Origin of the sequence: Oribacterium sp. P6A1 (assembly GCF_000702885.1) — a bacterium.
GTDB lineage: Bacteria > Bacillota > Clostridia > Lachnospirales > Lachnospiraceae > Oribacterium.
The window spans coordinates 1-3,080 of sequence record NZ_JNKO01000071.1; the positions used below are offsets into that span (position 1 = coordinate 1).

Sequence of the window (3,080 nt, forward strand, 5' to 3'; positions counted from 1 at the left end):
ATTATTGATAAATAAGCTGTATCTCGCTTTATCTATGCTTATCCTGCCCTATCTTTCGATATCAACATGTATTAAATAGAATTTATCAAGAAGCCTTCTGTATTTATAAATCCTGATTGATATTTTGCAACTCTGTTACAATTCAAGATATTTGTTACAATGAAAACATTATTGTTTCTTAGAACTATTCTTCAATTTTAAATTGTTTTATTTTACTTGAAGTCTCTTTTTGAAACCTCGATTATAGTCTATTCAATGTTAATAGCTTATGTCAAGCTTTATCATCAATCCGGTATAAAAATCATCGGTACCTCCTAGAACAGATTATCTAATTTAGATGCAAGGTGTTCAAAAGCTTCTGTTTTCTTTCTATCTGTAGCCTCTGCATAAATGTCCATTGTTGTTTCAATGTTCTTATGTCCCATGATTGCCTGTATAACCTTAAGGTTTGTCTCTGCTTCACAAAGTCTTGTGGCAAAGGTATGTCTTAAGTGATGGCACGAAAAATCCGGAAGAAGTAACGGCTCTCTGCCTTCTTTCTTGGCAGTTATTATTTCTCCATCATTGTAACTCGAAATGATACGCTTTATTGCACCGTTAACAGTCTGAGGATTAGGAATCTTTCCATAACGATTTTGAAAAATGAACCCCGAATGACCATCTATGACCTGCTCATTCGGTCCATTATCAATTTCGTCCTCTTTTAGAATATCAAAGGCATCGTTCACGACATCCAGAATCGGTATAGTTCTGATACCTGACTCTGTCTTTGGTTCATGATACTTATAAACACATTCTCTATCCTTAGATGTAGGATAATAGGTAATTGTATGGTTGATGCTGATTGTCTTATTTTTAAAGTTAATGTCTTTCCAGCGAAGACCTATGGCTTCTCCAATGCGACATCCAGTACCTAAAAGTACAGTGAACAAAGGCCACCAATGAACATATACCGGACTATTTGAGATGTATTCCATGAATACTCTCTGCTCATCAACTGTCAGTGCATGTCTTACACCTCTGTGCATTCCGGTTCTCTTTGTGAGTTCCTTCATAACACCTTCAGTAGGATTCTTTCTTAAAATATCATCTCTTACTGCCAGCTGAAATGCTGGATGCAAAAGGCAATGTATAGAATCCAGTGTTGAAATTTTAAGTTCCTTATCATTAAGCAAGTAAAGGTAAAACTGCAGTACATCGGAATACTTGATTCCCAAAAGCTTCTTTTGTCCGAAAGTATCTCGAACAAAGTGGTCGTACATATATACATAAGTACTTTTAGTTGTATCCCGGAGATTTCTCTTTGTAGCCATATATCTGTCAAAGAGATCATTCACGCTTGATTTGCCGGCGGCGTAACGATCGAGACCATCAAGCTGATCTCTCATCAGTTCCTTCTCCTTTTCACGAAGAGTCATCAGATCAGTGGCATAAACAAACTTACGCTTTCCCAGTGGATTGACATAAGTGTAAATATATCTATTGTCCTGCTTTCTCTGTACCTCTCCTTTACGAAGAACTCTGCCGCGTGCATCTTTCCTTGATTGCGCCATGAATCCATATCCTCCTTTTTCAAAGTAATATTGAATCCATGACCTTTTAGATATCACTCCTTCATTATAATCTGTCATGGATTCAAATAACACTTCTAACGTATTAAATTTATTTGTTCTTAATATTTTTGAGTTATCATGGGTTGTCATCAGTTAGAACTCAGAAAATGTCTGAAAGTATTTCTCAAATAAATCAAGATTTACCCATACTGATCTTCCAACTCTCACAGTCGCCTGAGCTTCATGTGCCAGCCTCTGAAAAGTATTCATTCCCATACTGTACATAGCTGCACCTTCATCGTATTTTACATATTTCTTTCCCTGTTCCCTTGTTAAATCCACTCTCTTACGTGCTCTCATTATGATTTCCTCCCATACTTTCTTTCAAATTTACCTATAGCGCCTTTTTTTACTTTGCACTTAACTCTCCAATATTTCTGATACACTGAACCTACAGGCATATCTTTTTTATCAGCGACATCGACAAAAGATATATTCTGTCTTTGATAAGCAAAATAATCATTAAGTGAATTTGAATCTTTACTAGACAATGTCGAAATCACGATCTGAATGATGTGATAGTCATCCCTCATTGAATCCAGCATCATTAGTTGATTTCTGTAGACTTCCGGTGTACCGGTCCTTTCCAGTTCCATTTCTAAATCATTTTCTTCAAAAGCTCTGTCAAGTTCTATATTTCTTATTGCTTCTTTTGCAGTAGGATCCGAAACACATGATGTCTGAACTCTTAATCCAAGATTACCTCTTTCATTCCTTGCTTTAATGTCCTGATCGTACTTTATATCCATCTTGATTCCATTTTCGATACCAGAGAGCTGATGCTGAAAAGTGATATAATTTTCAAGTATCATCTCGATCTTTCCCTTTGAATCCGACCTGAAATACTTCTCTTGAAATCCGTTTTGAAAAATCACTTCAGTAGTCATATCTCTTTTCCTTTTTTTAATAGCCTTATTGAAGCAGCGCTGCTTTTTGTATCTGTCTGACAGTATTTATCTTAATTTATCTCTGCACATTAATCTGTATCACTACTGACACGTTTCGGATTCGTTTCGTGTCATACCGACACACTTTGACGTTTTTCAGATTTCCGCATTAAAAAAGACGCCTGCACTTGCAAGCGTCATGTGTTTGAAATGCTTATGAATATTATGTATAGTTCGACAATTATATAAAACATAACCGATTTTTAATAGTTTTTTTGCATCTTATGCATTGATTTTATCACTTATAAAAGGTATATTTTAATCAAGAAAGCGTGCTTTCTTAAGTGAGGCTAACACTATAATCTGAAACACTTGTCGGCTGATGATGCAGTTGATAGTTGGCAGGCAACACTAAAACCTGTACTTTGCTTTATAGCAGTTGGCAGACAACACTAAAATTAGCCATTAAAGAGAGCGAGTCATACAATGGTGTGGCCACTCTCTTTTAAAGTGCAAACAGTTTTAGGAGCTTATATGAGCGGATACACCATAGATGAAGCAAGAAGAATCGCTATAAATT

At 35.8% G+C, this 3,080-nt stretch carries 3 protein-coding genes; all 3 read right to left on the reverse strand.

Features of this window, described 5'->3' with window-relative positions; all coding sequences use genetic code 11:
- Positions 1 to 314 precede the first annotated feature (314 nt).
- The 3 genes from T515_RS15910 to T515_RS15920 all read right to left on the reverse strand — a co-directional run bounded on the left by T515_RS15910 (position 315) and on the right by T515_RS15920 (position 2,500).
- A complete protein-coding gene (locus T515_RS15910) occupies positions 315 to 1,553 on the reverse strand; it encodes a tyrosine-type recombinase/integrase (RefSeq protein WP_036613460.1) in 1,239 nt (412 codons plus the stop codon).
- 153 nt (positions 1,554 to 1,706) lie between these two features.
- Positions 1,707 to 1,913, reverse strand: coding sequence for a DUF6462 family protein (locus T515_RS15915; RefSeq protein ID WP_036613462.1), 207 nt, complete (start codon positions 1,911 to 1,913; stop codon positions 1,707 to 1,709).
- Positions 1,913 to 2,500, reverse strand: coding sequence for a hypothetical protein (locus tag T515_RS15920; protein ID WP_036613464.1), 588 nt, complete (start codon positions 2,498 to 2,500; stop codon positions 1,913 to 1,915). Before T515_RS15920 ends, T515_RS15915 begins: the two co-directional genes overlap by 1 nt.
- Positions 2,501 to 3,080 lie beyond the last annotated feature (580 nt).